This is a genomic window from uncultured Psychroserpens sp., from assembly GCF_947494225.1.
Classification (GTDB): Bacteria; Bacteroidota; Bacteroidia; order Flavobacteriales; family Flavobacteriaceae; genus Psychroserpens.
Map to the genome: position 1 here is coordinate 110,144 of NZ_CANLUG010000003.1, position 19,114 is coordinate 129,257.

The following is a 19,114-nucleotide window of genomic DNA, read 5'->3' on the forward strand; positions in this document are numbered from 1 at the left end:
AAAAGTGAGATGTTTGATGGCTTAAAATAAATCGAGTTGATAAAACGTTAAACACGTATGAAAACGACACCTTATTATAGATTCGTACTAGTGATTTTGTTAATTACCAGTTTTTTAACATCTGCCCATGCTTTTCAAGGAGACAAAGATAAGTTTGTAGTAGTATTAGATGCAGGACACGGAGGGGATGATTCTGGTAACACAGGAAACGGGTATAAGGAAAGTAATATTGCACTAAAGATTGTACTTCAAATAGGGAAAGCTCTAGAAAAAAACAAAGACATAAAAGTTATATATACGAGAAAGAAAGATGTGTTTGTTACATTGAGAGGACGTGCAAAAATCGCAAATGATGCTGATGCCGATTTGTTTGTCTCTGTGCATTGCAACGCGCACAATTCTTCTGCAAATGGTACAGAAACTTTTGTACTCGGACTCCATGCTAACCAACGTAATTTTGAAATTGCAAAAAAAGAAAATGAGGTTATTTTCTTAGAAGCAGATTACGAACAACATTATGAAGGGTTTGATCCAAACTCTCCAGAGTCCCTAATAGGATTAACAATTATTCAAGAAGTGTATTTAGATGAAAGTATACGACTTGCTCGTCAAATAGAAGATAATTTTAAGTCGCAACAAAAGCGTAAAAGCCGAGGCGTAAAGCAGGCTGGTTTTTGGGTATTGCACAACACGTATATGCCGAGTGTGTTAGTTGAGACAGGTTTTTTAACATATAAAAAAGAAGGCTCGTATTTAAATTCTAAAAACGGGCAATCAAAAATGTCAAAATCTATTACAGATGCTATTTTAGCCTATAAAAAGCAACTAGATCAGAATGTTGGAGAGAATATTTATCAAGATACAAGTACCAAAACTGCAGAAGTCGAACCATATATAGTAGACAATGTGGTGTTTAAAGTTCAGATTGCTTCAAGCTCTAAGGAGCTGGCGCCTAAATCATATAACTTTAAAGGCTTGTCAGATATTTCAAGAATAAAAATTGGAAACACTTATAAGTATTTCTATGGATATACTTCTGATTATAATAAGATAAAACAATTTCAAATAGAGGCTAGGGCTAAAGGTTATAAAGACTGTTTTGTAGTGGCTTATAAGGATGGAATTAAAGTAGACGTTTCCGAAGCATTAAAATCTGGCTCTAATTAGAAAGGTTCTTTATATAATTATTGCTAATTTTGTTTTAACCCAAAATTGTAAAATTTGAAAATTTCTAGAGAAGTAAAAACTGCCATACTCGTTCTTTCGGGTATTATATTATTGATATTTTTATTCAATTATCTCAAAGGTGAAAATCTCTTTGAATCTCCTAATACGTATTATACAGAATTTGATTATAACGCTTTAAGTACGGCGTCACCAGTGACTGTAAAAGGAAATGCTGTAGGTAAAATAAAAGAGATTACTTATGACTTTGAAAGTGGTAAGACAAAAGTCGCTTTTACCGTAAATGACAAACTGTCTTTCTCAAAACAGAGTAAAATAAGGTTATACGAAACTGGTCTAATGGGAGGTAACGCATTAGCTATAATTATTAGTAAGGAAGGAGAAGAAGCTAAGCCTGGAGACTACCTTGAATCTGAGGTTCAACCTGGTCTAGTAAGAAGTCTTACTGAAAATTTCACTGGGGTTGGTGATGAGTTAGGCTCAACTTTGAAAGCGGCAGACACCCTTTTAGTTAATTTAAATACACTCGTTGCAGATGATTCTGAAGATGGTATTAAAAACGCCATTAAAGAACTTAATGCCACCATGAAGTCATTTAAATCTGTGGCTTTTTCTATTAACAACTTGGTTGATAAAAATGACGACAAACTTGCCGCAGTATTGACAAATTTTGATTCTATAACGAAAAATTTGGCGGTGATTACCAAAGACCTATCGAAAACCAACTTGTCTCAGTCTATTACAAAATTAGATGAAACATTAACTTCTGTTAATGGCTTAATGACCAGTATTAAGAATGGAGATGGAACCATTGGTAAATTGCTAAAAGACGAAGGGTTATATGATAACCTTCTGGCAGCATCCAAAGAAATGGAAGAACTCCTTAGAGATATAAAGTTGCATCCTGCTCGTTACAGACGGATACTATCTAAAAAGGAAATACCATATACACCACCAAAAGAAGAAGACCAAAAAAACTAACCATATATGGAATATCTACCACAACTATTATTTGCTGTAGCGCTTGTTATTGGCATAGGTTATTTTGCAAGAAATGTTAAAAAATTAATGCGAAATATTAAACTGGGTCGCGCTATGGATGTTAGTGATAATAAATCACAACGCTGGAAAAATATGACCATGATTGCACTAGGGCAAAGCAAAATGGTAAAACGACCAATTGCTGGATTTCTTCATGTTGTTGTTTATGTAGGGTTTGTTGTTATTAATATAGAAGTTCTTGAAATAATAATTGATGGATTAACAGGAAAGCATCGTGTGTTTTCTTCTGCGGGATCTATTTACGGATTTCTTATTGGTACTTTTGAAATTTTAGCCGTACTGGTATTTGTGTCGGTTGTTATTTTCTGGTTACGCCGAAATGTTATTAAATTAAAACGTTTTCTAAGCTCTGAAATGAAAGGCTGGCCAAAGAGTGATGGTAATATGATTTTGTATTTCGAAATGGTACTTATGACCTTATTTTTGGTTATGAATGCTACAGATTTGAAATTCCAAGCTATGGATTCTGGAAATATTATCAGTCAGTATATAACACCTTGGTTTAGTAATTTTTCTGAGCATAGTATTCATCTTATTGAAAGAAGCGCTTGGTGGTTCCATATACTTGGTATACTCGTCTTTTTAAACTATCTATATTTTTCTAAACATTTGCACATTCTTTTAGCATTTCCAAATACGTATTATGGGAAGCTAACGCCTAAAGGACAATTTGAAAATAATGAAGCGGTTACTAAAGAAGTAAAAATGATGATGGATCCAAATGTTGATCCTTTTGCTGTTCCACCAGAAGGAGCTGAGGCGGCCGTTCCTGCGAAATTTGGTGCCAGTGATGTTCAGGATTTAAGTTGGGTTAATTTGCTTAATGCATATACGTGCACAGAGTGTGGTCGATGTACAAGTGAGTGTCCAGCGAATCAAACAGGTAAGGCCTTGTCACCACGTAAGATTATGATGGACACGCGTGATCGTTTGGAGGAAGTTGGCAAAAATATAGATTCGAATAAAGGTAGCTTTAAAGATGATGGCAAACAATTGTTAGGTGATTATATTACAAATGAAGAGTTATGGGCATGTACAAGTTGTAATGCTTGTGTTGAAGCCTGTCCAGTGAGTATCGACCCCTTAAATATTATCATGCAAATGCGCCAATATTTAGTGATGGAGCAGAGCGCAGCACCTATGGAACTTAATAATATGATGACCAATATAGAAAATAATGGAGCGCCTTGGCCATATAATCAAATGGATCGTTTAAACTGGAAAAATGAATAGCGATGTATACGTTTCTTCGGAAATATCGTATCATAATTACTGCTGTTCTTTGTTTAAATAGTGGACTGTTATTTGGGCAATCATATGCAAAGGATTCGTTGCAAATTAAGTCGTATACACTTATAGAATATCGTAACGATGAAGTTAAGGATATTAAACTCTTAAAAGTACTGTGTGACTATTGTACTGATTTTCAAAAGAAAATCATTGGAGAAGAAGCCAAGCGTCGAGCTTATCTCGAACGTTTGGATCCTAAAAACAAAATGAAGGAAGGCCAAAAAAAACTGGCCATCTATATAAGAATAGCAAAAAAAGACTTTGCAAACATTAAAGAAGAATAAAATTGTTGATTTTTAATCCGCAATTTTCAAAAATAACAACAATATGAGCGAATTACTCAAAGTGCCAACAATGGCAGAATTTATGGCAGCAGGGAAACAACCAGAAGTTTTATTTTGGGTTGGTTGTGCAGGAAGCTTTGACGATAGAGCAAAAAAGATTACGAAGGCCTTTGTGAAACTTTTAAATAAAGCAAATGTAGAATTTGCGGTTTTAGGAACAGAAGAAAGTTGTACTGGTGATCCGGCTAAACGATCTGGAAATGAGTTCTTATTTCAAATGCAAGCTGTTACGAACATTGAGGTGATGAATGCCTATGAAATCAAGAAAATTGTAACGGCATGCCCACATTGTTTTAATACTATTAAAAATGAATATCCAGAACTTGGAGGAAATTATGAGGTGATGCATCATACGCAGTTTCTAAAGACCTTGTTATCCGAAGGACGATTAACAATAGAAGGAGGTCAGTACAAAGGGAAACGCATTACATTTCATGACCCATGTTATTTAGGACGAGCTAATCAAGTATATGAAGCTCCAAGAGATCTGATTAGAAAACTAGATGCAGAGCTTGTAGAAATGAAAAGCTGTAAGTCGAGAGGTTTGTGTTGTGGAGCAGGAGGTGCACAAATGTTTAAAGAGCCAGAAAAAGGAAATAAAGACATTAATGTAGAACGAACAGAGCAGGCTTTAGAAACCAAGCCACAAATTATTGCAGCTGGTTGTCCGTTTTGTAATACAATGATGACAGATGGAGTTAAGAATAAAGAAAAAGAAAATGATGTTGCTGTAATGGATATTGCCGAGCTAATAGCCAATGCGCAAGATTTGTAAAGGAAGTATTATTTGTAACGATTAAACTAAAGTTTGATGTTATTATTCCTTCGTCTTTACCAAGTTGATAGCTGCATTTAATCACTGTTAAAAATTCCCTTTCTTGTATTACCGACTTAATCTATACTTTGTCTTGTTAGGGTTTCCTATCTCAATATAAATTCATTAAAAAAATAACTATGGCCGAAATAAATAAAAAACGCGTAATTACAGCAGCCTTAATTGGCGGAATCGTGTTTTGCACTTTTGTGACTTTATTTGAATACTTTCTGCTCAACCGTGGATTTTCATGGATAAGATTAGCTTTTTATTTCCCTTTTGCTGTGCTTATGTATGGCTTTCTAACGTATAGAGCTTTTAAGAAGCAGCAGAAAAGATAATAACTATAATTTATGGGGTTTTCTAATTCGCAGATACACAACGACGCATTACCCAATGTAGAAGACGTGGAGTTACTATCAATTTCAAAACAATATCTTAAGATTATTGTTTTAAATAAGGTTGTCATGTGTCTTGCGTTTGTTAGTGTATTAGTATTAGGTAAATTCTTTGTTACAAAGGCTGGTTTTCAAGAAGGTTTTTGGTACATTTTTAGCATTGTTGTTGGATTTTGTCTTCTCAATTTTGGCTTGGCTATTTTGGCATTTAAAAAGAGAAAATATGCCATTCGAGAACATGATGTTATTTATGCAAAGGGTCTTTTGATAAATTCAATTACAACTGTTCCTATTTCAAGAATACAGCATATAGAAGAATCTAGAAGTTGGTTATCTCGTCAATTTAATCTTGCAACACTTAATCTTTATACAGCTGGAGAATCTGGAAGTGATTTAAGTATTAAAGGGTTGCCATATCAAGAGGCAAAACAAATAAATGATTATATAAGCTCTAGAATTAATGGAAACGGCTGATTTTTCGCATCCTTCTCGTCAATCAGCAAAAGGTATCATAATTATTTTTGCATTTAACGCTTTTAAATTCTTTAAGAAGTTTTTCGTGTTATTCATTGCTTTTGGCCTATCACTTGCTAAAAAGAAATCATTTGCTCATATAAATAAAACCGTTATAGTTATCAGCTTAGTGGCTATTGTGATAGGATTATTGGTGTTTGCTATTTTAAAATACCTGCATTTTAGATTTCATATTAATCAGGATGACTTCCATTTATCAACTGGCATTTTTAATAAGGATAATACGATTATTTCTAAATCCAAAATTCAAAATGTATATATAAAACAAAATTTCTTGCAGCAGCTCATAAATGTTGTTTCATTAAATATAGAAACTGCAGGTGACAATAAATCTGAAATTGAAATTCATGCATTAGATAAACCAACTGCACTTTTACTTAAAAGAGAGCTTTTTGATCAACAAGAATCTAACATACTTAGTGGGAACATTACAGGTTCGAGTGAGCAAGAGCAACAAAAACAAGTGTTTTTTAAGGTGTCGCCTAAACGTTTACTTTTAGAAGGGGTATCTCAAAACCATCTAAAGAGCTTTGCAATTATTGCGTCTTTTGTATTTGGGTTGTACTATGAATTTAAAGACTATGTAAAAGACCTAAAAATTAGGGAGCGAATAGAGGCTATTGCAGAGTTTGATGAAACCACATTATTAGGCATATTTCTAACTAATGTAATCATTGTTCTATTTGCGGTTTTGTTTTCATTGCTGTTTTCAGTCATAAAAACATTTGTAACGAATTTTGATCTTGAAGTTGTTGAAAATCAAAAGACCATTGAGATTAATAAAGGGCTTTTAAACAAGGTATCCCTAAGTTTAACGCCTAGCAGAATACAAAATATCGTAATTAAGACTAATCGTATTAAACAGTATTTTGGGTTACATACAATGTCTGTCAATCAAGCCATGGTAAGTGCTAAACAGAAAAAGAACTTTGTTATTATTGCTTTGGAGAAATCTCAGGTTGATCATTTAATTGATAAGATTTTAAAGCATTATACCTTAGATTCAGACGTTGATAAACCAACTCAATATTACAAGCGCATTTTAGCTCTGAAGATCCTAGTAACGGCCTTATTAGTAAATATGGTTGCTTTTTTTATCTTCGGAAATGGAGCGCTCTGGGTTAATGCGTTTCTTTTGCCATTAGCTATTCTGTATGTATATTTTGGTTATAAAAAGGCCTATTATCACATTAATGATAGATTTGTCACAGTTGGTGGAGGTGTTATTGATACAACCACAAATATTCTTGAAATTCACAAAATACAGGCCGTTAAATTAAGACAGAGTATTTTTCAAAAGCGTAGACAAATAGCATCCGTTATTATTACTACGGCATCTAAGTCGGTTAAAATACCTTACGTTAAAGAAAATGATGCCAAATCGATCTATAATTTCTTATTGTTTAAAGTAGAGTCTGAAGATAAAGATTGGATGTAAAGTCGTATTTTTGTCCTCAGAAAAAGTGAAATATATGCTAGTAGATTTTAATATACTTCCTGAAGAATCACGTGTTTGGATTTATCAAGCCAACCGATCTTTTACAGAGGAAGAGCTTTCAGGAATTAAAGAAAAACTCAATATTTTTATTGAGAATTGGACTGCACACGGAAGTGATTTGCAATCTGGTTATACAATTGAATATAAACGATTTATAGTTATTGGATTAAACCAAAACTTAAATAATGCTACAGGGTGTAGTATAGATGCTTCTGTACATTTTATTCAACAGCTAGAAAGAGACTATAACGTTGATTTAATGGATAAAATGAATGTGTCATATAAACAAGGAGAATACGTAGCTCATAAGTCACTACTAGACTTTAAAAAAATGGCAAAAGATAAGGCCGTTTCAAAAAAGACGATTGTGTTTAACAATCTTGTGACTAACATAGCTGAATTCAAAGAAAACTGGGAAGTTCCAGCAAGCGAAAGTTGGCATAGTAGATTTTTGAAATAGTATGGCGAAGGACATCTTTTTATTGAATATTTCTGGGCAAGATAAGCCAGGCTTAACGTCCAGTTTAACAGGCGTTTTAGCAAACTATGAAGCGAAGGTATTAGATATCGGTCAAGCAAACATCCATGACACATTATCTTTAGGTTTTTTATTTGAAATTGAAGCTGGGAATAATTCAGCTTCGGTTTTAAAAGATTTATTGTTTAAGGCTTATGAACTGGGAGTTACGGCCAAATTCACACCTATTTCCTTAGATGATTATGAGCGTTGGGTGCAATTACAAGGTAAAGATCGTTATATCATTACCATATTGGGAGAGACATTAACTGCCGAGCAAATATCAAAAGTTACTAATGTTATTTCCGAACGTAATTTAAATATAGATGCTATTAAGCGGCTAACAGGGAGGACTTCACTTAGAAAAGAAGAAGAATATCCTCGTGCCTCCATAGAACTTTCTATTCGTGGGAAAATTGACTGTAAGGTAGACTTTACCGAAAAATTTATGCAGATTTCAAAAGAGTTGGATGTAGATATTGCTTTTCAAGAAGATAATATCTTTAGACGTAACAGACGTTTAGTATGTTTTGATATGGACTCTACACTAATTCAGGCAGAAGTCATTGATAGATTAGCTGAAATAGCTGGAGTTGGAGATGAAGTAAGAGCAATTACAGAATCTGCCATGCAAGGCGAAATTGACTTTAATGAGAGTTTTATAAGGCGAATGAAACTTTTGAAAGGGCTAAAAGAGGAAGTGTTACATGACGTAGCGGTTAATTTACCTATTACCAAAGGAGCAAAACGACTTATTGATACATTAAAGAGTTACGGATTTAAAACAGCTATTTTATCAGGTGGATTTACATATTTCGGAAACTATTTAAAAGAAAAATTAGGAATGGATTATGTCTATGCCAATCAATTAGAAATCGTAGATGGTGTTTTGACAGGAAGTTATATTGGAGACATTGTTGATGGCGATAAAAAAGCCGAATACCTCAAAGAAATTGCAAAAATGGAAGGCATAGACATTGGTCAAACTATTGCAGTTGGAGATGGCGCGAACGATCTACAAATGCTCAATTTGGCTGGTTTGGGTATAGCGTTTCATGCTAAGCCAAAAGTAAAAGACAATGCGCAAAGTTCTATTTCTAGTATTGGGTTAGATGGTGTGCTTTATCTTTTAGGATATCATGATAGACATATAGATTTGATAGAGTAATTACCTTAAATAAACACGGTAAATGAAATTAGATATATACCAAATTGACGCATTTACGAGTGAGATTTTTAAAGGAAATCCAGCTTGCGTAGTGCCGTTGAAGCAATGGTTACCGGATGATGTCTTATTAAATATTGCAAAAGAAAATGCTGTTGCAGAAACGGCCTTTTTTGTTGAAAAAGAAAATAAGGTGCATTTAAGATGGTTTACTCCAGATATTGAAATGGATTTATGTGGCCATGCCACCCTGGCAACGGCACATTGTTTAAAGACCATTTTAAACTATCAGAGTGCTACAATTAATTTTGAAACAGCTAGTGGTAATCTGGTAGTATTGTGTAAGGATGATAGCTATTATTTAGACTTTCCTTCCCGAATGCCAATACAATCAAAACTGCCAGAAAACATTTCTAAAGCCCTTAATATCCAACCAATGGAAGTTTATAAATCTAGAGATTATGTTTTGGTTTATAAATCTGAAGAAGATGTAAAAAACATCACGATTAACAGACAGTATTTTGACGAAATTAATCTTGATCCTGGCGGCGTTATTGTAACAGCCCCAGGAGATCAAAGTGACTTCGTATCTCGCTTTTTTTACACCTCAGGCATCCATATTAGAAGACCCTGTAACGGGCTCTGCACATTGTTCTTTAATTCCATTTTGGTCAACACGTCTTAAAACAAAAGAGTTGTCGGCCATTCAAGTGTCAGAACGAAAAGGTATTTTAAAATGCAAGGATAATGGGAATCGCGTTTTAATTAGCGGTGAGGCAAGGACATATTTAATTGGTCACATTTGGATTGCATAATTAAATTGCGCTCTATTTTTTGTTCACAACCTAGTTTATAAATCTATCTTAAAGTCTTTTATACTTAATACTAAAATACTATTTTGGCATAGTTTTTAGTTCTAAATTAAGAACATATCAAAAGACCTTTAGTTTATGCGTTATATATTGTCCCTCCTTTGCATTCTTACAATTGCCATACCTGCCTTTTCACAAGATGCTGGTCATCCTTTAGCGCATGAAAATCTTGAAGCTCAGCAAAAATGGGTTGACAGTGTTTATAACGGTATGAGCTTAGAAGAAAAAGTAGGGCAATTATTTATGGTTCGGGCATTTTCAAATAATAATAAAAGCAATGAAGCTGAAATTGCAAGACTTATTAATAACAATCACATTGGAGGTTTGATTTTTTCTAAAGGTGGGCCAATTAGACAAGCAAAACTTAATAACCAATATCAAGCGATCTCTAAAACACCATTGTTAATTGGAATGGATGCAGAATGGGGCTTGAGTATGCGTTTAGATTCAACCTATGCATTTCCTTGGAATATGACGCTTGGGGCAATTAAAGACAACAAGCTGGTAGAACGAACAGGTTATCATATTGGAGAACATTGTAAACGTATTGGTGTTCATTTTAATTTTGCTCCTGTTGTAGACATAAACACCAATCCGAAAAACCCAATTATTGGTAATCGCTCATTTGGGGAGGATCGCGATAATGTAACAGAGAAAGCCTCAGCCTTTATGAAAGGCATGCAAGAAGCAGGAGTATTGGCTAATGCAAAACATTTTCCTGGACATGGAGATACAGATAGTGATTCTCATAAAACCTTACCTACAATTAATTTCAACGAAAAGCGAATAGATTCAATAGAATTGTACCCTTATAAACAGTTAATAAAAGAGGGACTATCGAGTGTAATGGTTGCACATTTAAATGTTCCGAGCTTAGAACCGCGTTCAGGGTTTCCATCGTCTTTATCGACTCATATTGTTTCAGATATACTGAAAGATTCTTTGGCTTTTAAAGGGCTAATTTTTACTGATGCTTTAGAAATGAAGGGCGTTTCAAATTACAGCACTCCTGGAGAAATAGACTTAGCTGCATTTCAAGCAGGGAACGATGTTCTTCTTATTTCCGAAGATGTTCCGAAGGGAATTGCTAAAATTATTGAAGCTTATCATACAAAAGAGATTACAGAAGAGCGTTTAGCCCACTCTGTAAAGAAGATTTTAATGGCAAAATATAAGGTAGGTTTAGATAATTATAAGCCTATTGGAACTACGACTTTGGTTGCTGATCTAAACCGACTTCAAGATGATGTGCTATACGAGGAACTTTTAGAGAATGCAATTACAGTGTTAAAAAATAAGTCGGAACTTTTACCACTTCGCAATTTGGAAACTAAAAAAATCGCTTATGTTGAGTTAGGAGATGATACAGGCTCTGCCTTTTATGATGAACTTAAAAAATACACTAAGGTTCATAAAGTTAAAGCAGATAAGTTAGATGAACTTATGGCGAAACTTCAAAACTACAATACGGTTATTGTTGGATTTCATAAGAAAAACGAAAACCCATGGCAAGGTTACAAGTTCAAGGATAAAGAATTGGTTTGGCTCTACGAGATTGCAAGAACGAATACGGTAATTTTAGATGTGTTTGCAAGACCTTATTCTTTACTAGACTTGTCTAGTATAGAAAATATCGAAAGCATTGTAATGAGCTATCAAAATAGTAGCGTTTCACAACAGAAATCGGCACAGTTAATTTTTGGAGCAATTCCTTCTAAAGGGATGCTTCCAGTCTCATTAGGGGATCATTTTAAAGTAGGCGAAGGGCTAGCATATAATGGTATTTCATCACTAAGTTATGGTTTACCAGAACGCGTTGGAATGAGTTCAGAACGACTAAAACGAATTGACTCTGTCGCCAATTATGCTGTAGACAATAAGATGACGCCTGGCATACAATTATTAATTGCTAGAAAAGGAAAAGTAATTTATAATAAAAACTTTGGAAAACACACGTACAAAGGAAAGGAAAAGGTAAAGTTCGAGGATGTTTATGATGTTGCGTCTTTGACAAAAATTCTCGCGACCTTACCATTGCTAATGGAACTTGAAGAAAAGAAGGCCATATCATTGAATACAAAATTGTCTAGAATATTACCTGAATATGCCAACTCAAATAAAAAGAATGTCACCATTAAGCAAATGCTATCACATTATGCGCAATTGCGTCCTTGGGTACCTTTTTATGTGTCAACTTTAGATACAGTGACTAAAAAACCATTGGCAAAATATTATAGAAGAACAGCATCTCCGCGATTTAATATTAAAGTGGCTGAGAATATGTTCTTGAGACATGATTACCCAGATTCTATTCAGAAAATAATTGTAGAAACAGACCTGTTATCTCGATTGCGTTATCGTTATAGCGATTTGCCATATTACATCCTAAAAAAATATATTGAAGGTTATTACGATACACCTTTAGATCAATTAGCACAACAACATTTTTACCAGTCGTTGGGAGCTAATTATACCACCTATAACCCTTCAACTAAATTTAGCGACAAACACATTATACCAACTGAAGTAGATGATTATTTCCGCTATCAAGAAGTACATGGTTATGTACATGATATGGGAGCAGCCATGCAAAACGGTGTTGGCGGGCATGCTGGTGTATTTAGTAATGCAAATGATGTCGCTAAGATTATGCAGATGTATCTTCAAAAGGGTTTTTATGGTGGAAAACGCTATTTAAATGCCGAAACCATAGATAAGTTTAATACCTGTCATTATTGTCATAAAAATGTAAGGAGAGGGGTTGGTTTCGACAAACCACAACTGGGAGATGAAGGACCAACCTGCGGTTGTTTATCAATGAAGAGTTTTGGACATTCTGGATTTACAGGAACTTATGCTTGGGCAGATCCAGATGAGGAGATCGTTTATATTTTCTTAGCAAATAGAACGTATCCAAAAGCAGGGAAAAATTTGTTGCTAAGAGAAAATATTAGAACTGAAATACAGCGGTTAATTTATGAAGCTATTATTGACGATGAAACCGAAAATGATATCGCTGAAAACCAACATTAGAAATAAAATTATATGCGAATAGGAATAGTTTGTTACCCTACATTTGGAGGTAGTGGAGTTGTAGCCACAGAATTAGGATTAGAGTTATCTAAACGTGGGCACGAAATCCATTTCATTACCTATAGTCAGCCTGTTAGGTTAGAGCTACTTAGTAACAATGTACATTATCATGAAGTTAATGTACCAGAATATCCGCTGTTTCTTTATCAGCCTTATGAATTGGCCTTATCCAGTAAATTGGTAGATATGGTTAAACTTCATAAGATTGAAGTGTTGCATGTACATTATGCGATTCCGCATGCTTATGCTGCATATATGGCAAAGAAAATGTTACAGGAAGAAGGTATTTATGTACCAATTGTGACAACGCTACATGGAACCGATATTACACTTGTTGGAAGTCACCCATTTTATAAACCAGCCGTTACTTTTAGTATTAATAAATCTGATGCGGTTACCTCTGTATCACAAAGTTTAAAGGACGACACCTTACGATTATTTGATATAAAAAAGGAGATTAATGTCGTACCTAATTTTATTGATTTAGTGAAGTATGAGCATCAATTTACTGATTGCAAACGTGCCATGATGGCCAATGTTGATGAAAAAATAATTACACATATTAGTAACTTTAGAGAGGTTAAACAAATTCCTGATGTTATTAAGATATTTTACAATATCCAAAAAGAAATTCCTGCAAAACTTATGATGGTTGGTGAAGGTCCTGAGCGAGAACCTGCAGAACGTTTATGCGCCGAATTAGGAATTAGTGATAAAGTGGTATTCTTTGGAAATAGTAATGAAATTGATAAAATTCTCTGCTTTAGTGATTTGTTCTTGTTGCCATCTTTAACTGAAAGTTTTGGATTGTCTGCTTTAGAAGCAATGGCATCTGGTGTTCCTGTAATTTCAAGTAATACGGGAGGAATTCCTGAAGTTAATGTTCATGGTGTTTCAGGGTTTTTGAGCCCTATTAACGACATTGAGGATATGTCTAAAAATGCACTTTATATTTTAAAGGATGATACTTTATTGGCAGAATTCAAAGCCAATGCTAAAGCAACTTCAAAGAAATTTGGCATACACGCAATTGTACCTCAATATGAGGCTATTTATGAAGACACATTAAAAAAATGCTTGATATTGTAATGTCTTTAGTATGAAAAAACTAAGACTCCTTTTCTGTTCTTTTATTTTGTTATCAAGCTGTATATCAAAATCATCAACAGATGCGGTAAGTACTTTTGAGTACTGGACGAAAGCAGCAGTACCAAAGGGTTTTGTGCTTTTGAATGGCGAATATTACCAATCACCACATTTTACTTTAGAATATGAAGTTTTTTTAAAGTTTAAGCCAACAAAACAATGGTGGTATAGTTTTAAGGAACAAAATCAATTAGTATTAACAACTCCAGATGATGATGACATGTGGATTGAAATGACTCGTCCGTTAGATTGGTTTAGACCTGGCGATAGGTTTATAGAGTATAGACTGCCAGATGAATGGAATCGGTCTCGTTATTTTATAGATTATGAAAAAGGTATTTGCTATGTCTATGAGACTTTAGGGATGTAGCCTAACTATTGATTAAAAAAATATTAGTAAATCAAATTAGATACTTTTTAAAAACAGATTGATTTGATTTAAAATCTGACTCCTATTTCTTACGGAAATAACTTCTTCCATATTATTTGATAGTAAGAGCTTTGACTTTTTTTGAATACCCAGAACATGGGATAAATTAACCAAAACAGACCGGTGAATTCTTAGAAATTCTTTGCGAATTAATAGATCTTCAAAGTGTTTTAGAGACCCTTGAGCCAAGAAAGTTTCATTATTATCTGTGTAAAACTTGGTATGATTTCCGTCTGCAACACATTTTATTATGGAATCTATCTTAACAATTTTTTGATTTCTACCTACGTCAAGAATTATTTTAGATTTTTTCTCATGAATAAATTCATTAAAAAACTGGAATTTATGTAAAGTGTATAAGCGTTCTTTTAATTTTAAATAACGATGAAGTGTTTTTGACAATATAATTTCATCAATAGGCTTGTCAATAAAGTAAAAAGCAAAGTGATCCATCGCTTTTTTAAGATATTGATTATGACCAGTAATAAAAATAATCTCAAAATCTTGATATTTAGACGATTTTAAAACATCAAAAATAGTTCCATCAAGGAGTTCAATGTCGGCAAAAATTAGCTCAGGTCTTAATGTGTCAATTAGATGTATTGCCTGACCAACATTTTTGGCTACACCATTGATTTTGAATTTATTAAAATTTATTTCAAGAAAATGATTTAGAAAATTAACGGCATCAGAATCGTCTTCAATTATTATGGAATTAATAGTATATTTGCTCACTACCCTCTATTATCAAATTTTACATAAAGAAATAAAATTAATCATTAAAAGAGCACTGTTTCTATATTGTTTTTTGTTAAATTTTTTGATGTTTTCCCAATCGGAAAAAATCAATCAACATTACGTTGACACACTATTAATAGAACCTATAGATTCATTGCAGGTTTCCAATTTTAAAAACATCTTACTATCTAATGACGAACTTAAAGGATGGACTAAATATTATGCTCACAAAAGTTTTTTATGTTTAAAACAATCTAAAAGAGATTCTGCATTATTTTATTCAGAAAAGACAATAGATGTTTATAATAGTGATGAAGCTGGATATACGTATGCAGAAAGGTCATTACAACGTGCATATTATGTTGGTGGTTGGATACATAAAAGACGTAAGAACTATAATGAATCGTTAAACTTCTTTCTAAAATCTCTTGATATTCATAGAAAATACCCTGATCATTATAAAATTGAAGTTTATATATTGACATCCATTGCCGAGATACACCTTGCCATGGGTAATCCCGAATTATCTTTAAGATATCAGAAGCAAATAGAAAAAGACTCGCTTTATAAAATCTCCTATCAAGCGGCTAATTTGTTTAATCAAATAGGCATTTTATATGGGTATTTGGATAAAAGAGATTCTTCAAAAATTTATTTGCATAAATCATTAAAATACGAGTCTGATCGTAGCGGTTTAGCTGCTTACACCAATTTGGGCGAGCTTTTTTATAAAGAAGAACAAATGGACTCTGCAATACATTATTTTAGCATTGCTAAGCGAATATCAGATACAATTGACATCAGTTCCTTGAGGGCAGATTCTAAGGTTTTTGCTCAGACAAATTATCATTTTGTAGATATTTATAACAATAAGCATGATAAAGAAACAATTAATGTATTAACTCGCATCGTTGATTCTGTTACTAGTTTAAAAAAGGTAGATAAAGAAGATAGAGACTTTGTTCTAAATGTATTGGATTACCTTATACTAGCTTACGAAAAAGAAAGGCGGTTTAAAAAAGTTAAAGAAAGTTATAAAAAGAAATTTGATGTAGTCACGCTTTTTAATCAAGAATTGTTTAAAGAAGATCTGCAAAAGATTGAGGTTGGCTATAAAACTAAACTTAAAGAAGAACAAATATCAAATTTAGAGCAACTTAATAATTCTCAAAAACAAAAATTAGATCAACAAAAAATTACGGCTATTGTATCTATTTGCTCTTTGTTTTTAGGGGTGTTATTAATTATTGTGCTGTATAAGCGAAAGACATTAAAGGATAAATATGAAAAGGTAAATTTAGAACAACGTTTGTTATTGTCTCAAATGAATCCTCATTTTACTTATAACGCTCTCAATTCTGTATATAATTTGTTGGATGTTAATTCAAAAAAGGCAAAAACGTATTTATTGAGTTTTTCTAAGCTACTGAGAAGTGTTTTAGAAAACTCTCGTAAGGATTTTATTTCTTTAGAAGAAGAAATAGAGACACTAGATAATTATTTAGTATTAAAATCCAAATTGATGGCGAAATTTGAATATGTCATCAATTGTGAACTTACTATTGCTGATATTTTTATTCCGCCAATGTTAATTCAACCCTTTGTAGAAAATGCAATTATTCATGGTATTAGCGCATTGAAAGAGAGCGGCAAGATTGAGATTACTTTTAGTGTTTCTGAAGATAATTCTCAAATTTTGAAGTGTATCATTGTTGATAATGGGGTTGGCTATGCCAATGCAATTCATAAAAAATCAAAAAACAAGCCTTCTATATCTTCCGATATCGTTAATGATAGATTAAAAATCTATGGAGATAAGTTTAAAGTTAATGCTAATTTTCAAATTGTTGATCTCAAAGAAAATGGAGTAGTGTCGGGAACAAAAGTTATTTTAGAAACACCTATTATAAAAGAATAATTTATCCTTAACTAGCTTCATAATAAAGACTTATAAGTTACATTGCTACGTTTAAACTTTAAACGTCTACGTTCAGAATATATATTTTTTCAAATTTTAAGTTAACAGTACTATTGTTAAATATTTAAATCAAACTTAATATTAACACAAGAAACTTTTAAAAATGAAAAAAACACTTATTTATGGCGTGCTATGTCTCGCACTTTGCTTTTCATGTAACGATGAAATTGACACTCAAGAAACCCCATTATCAAACGAACTAAACCAAAACCGAATGCTATCGTTTGAAAGTATGGACGATTTAAAAAATACGCTCGACCAGTTTAGTACATTTAATTCAAACGAAGATTATGAAAATTGGTTGTTACAGCAAGATTTTAAATCTCTTTATAGTTCTGATGTGGTATCCATAGAGGAAAAAGACAATACGCCATATACCTTTTTATTTATTCTAAATGAAAACAAAGAATTTAGAGTTGGTGACAAAATCATTACGTATTCAGACAATCTTTTTTACGAGAATAGTATTGATGAATCTGGACATACAATTAAAGAAAATAATGTTATCGGTCACTTTGAACAAGAATTATCCGAAGTAGGAGAAACAGAACTATCAGGTAACGAAAATAGGTTAATAAGTATCACAAATGGTTCTGAATATAAACCATCATCTGCTTGGAGAGAATTTACGAGACAAAAATATTTGACTAACAATTGTAGCGGACTAGTTTACAAGAGTTTAAAGTATAGATTGATTCATTATTTAGCTGTCGAGAGTGTTACTATTGGCGCCTATACAACGTCTAATCTTAATTTTAGATTACGAATGAGTTATAAAACGAGTTCAGGATGGAAATATAACAATACATCAACTGGTAGATTATATGATGTGAACTTGTCTGGGTTTGCACTTATAAGGTTACAAAACACAGCAATACCTGGTACTACTAAATATTTTACTTTAGATGAGCAAAACGGCTGTTTTAATGCGTACAAAGGAACAAAAACATTCCCAATACATAGCTACACATATTTAACAGGGATACCAAATCTATCGTATTATAAATGGGACATAAATATTGCGGGTAGTGTAAAGCACCAAGTTAATGGCGATAAAATTCAAAATATTTTTGATACCACAATTAATTGGTAAAACTTCTTTAACTATCAATTTTAATCTATTTAGTGGGAGTTAATAACTCCCACTTTTTATGTGAAAAAACTATAGTTCAACTCTTTAATTTTACCACCACAACAAAAAACATTTCGATAAGTCTTGGCTATCGTTTTTAAGCCAAAACAAAGGTGATTGTTGGCTATTGAGATAAGTTGAAGCACTGTCCTTAAATCGTTTATAATCTAGCCATTCTATCGTATCACTAGGGTCAAGAAACCAGTCGAGTTTAGGAGGTATGTAGAATACACAATTTTGAAACAGCTCTAGTTCGTAATGGTGTATGTAAAACCCATAAACACACTCTTTATTTAAATTTTCAAAATTCACACTCTTGTTGTATGGTACAAAAAGTTGTGCTTTAAAAAGTACCTGTTGCTCAAAATTTAAATGGTCGAGTTTTAATTGAGACAAGGTACTACTACACTCACTAGAATAGAGTAGAGGCAACTGCTTTTGTTTTAGTTTATCTAGTTTCTCAATAAGACTGTCTTTTCTATTAGGACCAATCCAGCAATCAATTTCCGTTCGGCCTAACGTGTCATCATACACATAAAACTTGTAAACGATTTCAAGATGTATTGGTTGCTTGTCTTTGCGGATTAAAACATCTAATTCGCCGAGTGTTTGGCTACCTTTTTGAATTTGAATATTCTCTGCCAATAATGTAATTGTTGGGTCGGTTTCTAACTGATTAAAAACAAATTGTTCGGCCAATTGCCCTAATCTAAGTTGACGCTCTAATGTCCGAAGAAAAGGGAAAGATGTGGTTATTGGAATGTCAAATTGCACGAGTTCGGAAACCAAGTTGTTTTTCCAAAGCAATGGCGTTTTGCAATACGATTGGTAGAGGTTTTGGAGATGTTTTGGTTCGATGTGCATGTCACGTCGAAATTACGAATATTAATTCTGAAAGCTTACAGAATAACAATACCT

17 protein-coding genes and 1 pseudogene are annotated in these 19,114 nt (G+C 33.1%); 16 read left to right on the forward strand and 2 right to left on the reverse strand.

Translation table 11 applies throughout. The features are described 5' to 3' along the window. The first annotated feature begins 57 nt into the window (after window positions 1-57). From Q0893_RS08435 to Q0893_RS08500, 14 genes and pseudogenes are all read left to right on the forward strand, one after another. On the forward strand, window positions 58-1,167 hold the full coding sequence (locus Q0893_RS08435) for an N-acetylmuramoyl-L-alanine amidase (RefSeq protein ID WP_299274376.1): 1,110 nt from the start codon (window positions 58-60) through the stop codon (window positions 1,165-1,167). Window positions 1,168-1,221: 54 nt separating this feature from the next. Further along, window positions 1,222-2,166 carry an MlaD family protein gene (locus tag Q0893_RS08440; protein ID WP_298901664.1) on the forward strand — a complete coding sequence of 315 codons (945 nt, stop codon included), beginning with the start codon at window positions 1,222-1,224 and terminating at the stop codon, window positions 2,164-2,166. Between the two features lie 6 nt (window positions 2,167-2,172). Continuing rightward, window positions 2,173-3,480, forward strand: coding sequence for a 4Fe-4S dicluster domain-containing protein (locus tag Q0893_RS08445; protein WP_299274381.1), 1,308 nt, complete (start codon window positions 2,173-2,175; stop codon window positions 3,478-3,480). A 2-nt stretch (window positions 3,481-3,482) separates the two neighbouring features. After that, a complete protein-coding gene (locus tag Q0893_RS08450) occupies window positions 3,483-3,821 on the forward strand; it encodes a hypothetical protein (protein WP_299274384.1) in 339 nt (112 codons plus the stop codon). A gap of 43 nt (window positions 3,822-3,864) precedes the next feature. Beyond that, complete coding sequence (locus tag Q0893_RS08455) at window positions 3,865-4,656, forward strand: (Fe-S)-binding protein (protein ID WP_298901668.1); 792 nt, start codon at window positions 3,865-3,867, stop codon at window positions 4,654-4,656. A gap of 179 nt (window positions 4,657-4,835) precedes the next feature. Beyond that, window positions 4,836-5,036, forward strand: a complete 201-nt coding sequence (locus Q0893_RS08460; protein WP_299274388.1) for a hypothetical protein — start codon at window positions 4,836-4,838, stop codon at window positions 5,034-5,036. A 12-nt stretch (window positions 5,037-5,048) separates the two neighbouring features. After that, on the forward strand, window positions 5,049-5,567 hold the full coding sequence (locus Q0893_RS08465) for a PH domain-containing protein (RefSeq protein WP_299274391.1): 519 nt from the start codon (window positions 5,049-5,051) through the stop codon (window positions 5,565-5,567). Then, complete coding sequence (locus Q0893_RS08470; protein ID WP_298901671.1) at window positions 5,554-7,065, forward strand: PH domain-containing protein; 1,512 nt, start codon at window positions 5,554-5,556, stop codon at window positions 7,063-7,065. Before Q0893_RS08465 ends, Q0893_RS08470 begins: the two co-directional genes overlap by 14 nt. Before the next feature lie 34 nt (window positions 7,066-7,099). After that, window positions 7,100-7,585, forward strand: coding sequence for an ABC transporter ATPase (locus Q0893_RS08475; RefSeq protein ID WP_298901672.1), 486 nt, complete (start codon window positions 7,100-7,102; stop codon window positions 7,583-7,585). Between the two features lies 1 nt (window position 7,586). Then, the gene (gene serB, locus Q0893_RS08480; RefSeq protein WP_299274396.1) at window positions 7,587-8,810 is read left to right on the forward strand and encodes a phosphoserine phosphatase SerB; all 1,224 of its coding nucleotides are present in this window, start codon (window positions 7,587-7,589) and stop codon (window positions 8,808-8,810) included. Between the two features lie 22 nt (window positions 8,811-8,832). After that, window positions 8,833-9,622 (forward strand): annotated as a pseudogene (locus Q0893_RS08485) (PhzF family phenazine biosynthesis protein). A 135-nt stretch (window positions 9,623-9,757) separates the two neighbouring features. Further along, window positions 9,758-12,712 carry a glycoside hydrolase family 3 N-terminal domain-containing protein gene (locus Q0893_RS08490; protein ID WP_299274399.1) on the forward strand — a complete coding sequence of 985 codons (2,955 nt, stop codon included), beginning with the start codon at window positions 9,758-9,760 and terminating at the stop codon, window positions 12,710-12,712. Between the two features lie 12 nt (window positions 12,713-12,724). Beyond that, the gene (gene bshA, locus Q0893_RS08495; RefSeq protein ID WP_298901678.1) at window positions 12,725-13,861 is read left to right on the forward strand and encodes an N-acetyl-alpha-D-glucosaminyl L-malate synthase BshA; all 1,137 of its coding nucleotides are present in this window, start codon (window positions 12,725-12,727) and stop codon (window positions 13,859-13,861) included. Window positions 13,862-13,871: 10 nt separating this feature from the next. After that, a complete protein-coding gene (locus Q0893_RS08500; RefSeq protein WP_299274404.1) occupies window positions 13,872-14,288 on the forward strand; it encodes a hypothetical protein in 417 nt (138 codons plus the stop codon). A gap of 36 nt (window positions 14,289-14,324) precedes the next feature. On the opposite strand, the gene Q0893_RS08505 is transcribed toward Q0893_RS08500, so the two are convergent. Continuing rightward, window positions 14,325-15,083 carry a LytTR family DNA-binding domain-containing protein gene (locus Q0893_RS08505; RefSeq protein ID WP_299274407.1) on the reverse strand — a complete coding sequence of 253 codons (759 nt, stop codon included), beginning with the start codon at window positions 15,081-15,083 and terminating at the stop codon, window positions 14,325-14,327. 88 nt (window positions 15,084-15,171) lie between these two features. Here Q0893_RS08505 and Q0893_RS08510 point away from each other — a divergent pair, with 88 nt between their 5' ends. Together Q0893_RS08510 and Q0893_RS08515 are read left to right on the forward strand one after the other, a co-directional pair. Continuing rightward, window positions 15,172-17,004: a histidine kinase gene (locus Q0893_RS08510; protein ID WP_299274410.1), complete on the forward strand. Its 1,833-nt coding sequence runs from the start codon at window positions 15,172-15,174 to the stop codon at window positions 17,002-17,004. Window positions 17,005-17,167: 163 nt separating this feature from the next. After that, window positions 17,168-18,157, forward strand: a complete 990-nt coding sequence (locus Q0893_RS08515) for a hypothetical protein (RefSeq protein ID WP_298901684.1) — start codon at window positions 17,168-17,170, stop codon at window positions 18,155-18,157. Between the two features lie 90 nt (window positions 18,158-18,247). On the opposite strand, the gene Q0893_RS08520 is transcribed toward Q0893_RS08515, so the two are convergent. Then, on the reverse strand, window positions 18,248-19,060 hold the full coding sequence (locus Q0893_RS08520; protein ID WP_299274414.1) for a DUF1853 family protein: 813 nt from the start codon (window positions 19,058-19,060) through the stop codon (window positions 18,248-18,250). Between the last annotated feature and the right edge of the window lie 54 nt (window positions 19,061-19,114).